Origin of the sequence: Shimia sediminis (assembly GCF_003990645.1) — a bacterium.
GTDB lineage: Bacteria > Pseudomonadota > Alphaproteobacteria > Rhodobacterales > Rhodobacteraceae > Shimia > Shimia sediminis.
In genome coordinates this window covers 1-928 of the sequence record NZ_RYZK01000045.1, presented here as the reverse complement: position 1 = coordinate 928, position 928 = coordinate 1, and the positions used below count along the sequence as shown (strand labels likewise).

General features: G+C 47.2%; 1 protein-coding gene. It reads left to right on the top strand.

Going from position 1 to position 928, the window contains the following annotated elements; all coding sequences use genetic code 11:
• Positions 1–618, top strand: a 618-nt coding sequence (locus EK369_RS22805; RefSeq protein ID WP_206198149.1) for a hypothetical protein, incomplete at its 5' end; no start/stop codon positions are given.
• Positions 619–928: the final 310 nt, after the last annotated feature.

Genomic DNA, 928 nt, shown 5'->3' with positions numbered 1-928 from the left:
GTCGTGATTTCTTACTACAGTATGTATGTTCTATACTCTAATCCATTGTTTACAGAATTCATTAAACGTAAAAATATATTCACAATAAAAACAATTTATTTAATTACATACCATTACTCAAATACAAATAAATACACAATTTTGAAAATTAAAGATGTTTCGAAAGAAGGCCTCCATGTGCGCCAAGTCCAAGACCATGGCCGACTAAACCGTGGCCAGCTAAACCGGAACCAACCAAACCATGGCCTATCAAACCAGGACCAACTAAGCCGTGGCCAATTACACCTCCAACACCAACATCAACTGGTACTGGTACAGGTGCAGAAACGCCTACGGGAACGGGTGCTGGGACGGGAACTGGGGCTGGTACTGGATAAGGAACAGCTCTTGGCACATCAACGGGAACAGGGTGTGGCACAGACACTGGAACTGGTCTTGGTGCATCAACAGGAACGGGACGTGGAGCATCAACATGTACTGGTACAGGTCGGTCTACAGGGTATGGTCGTGGAACATCAACAGGTACATCAACTTGAACGGCCACTGGTACGGGACGATTCACAGGGACAGGGTATGGAGCAGGCACTCCAACTGGAACAGCCCTATCAACGGTACTGATTGAATGTGAATGAGTTCTTGGTCCTACAGCGGCACCAACAAGTCCAGGTCCAACAAGTCCGGGACCAACAAGCCCGGAGCCAGCAAGTCCGTGACTAACAAGCCCTGAACCAATAAGTCCAGGACCGATACCGATACCATGTTCAAGGCCTCCAAGGGCTACACCATGACCAAGAGCTCCGCCAATCAAAGCAGCATCGCCCAAGCCAAGAAGTCCTCGTTTTTCTTTTTTGGCATCTTCACAGAAGACGCTACTGGCAATTAGGAGAGCAATTGAACAAATCTGGAGAGCTCTCATGTTTACTGTATT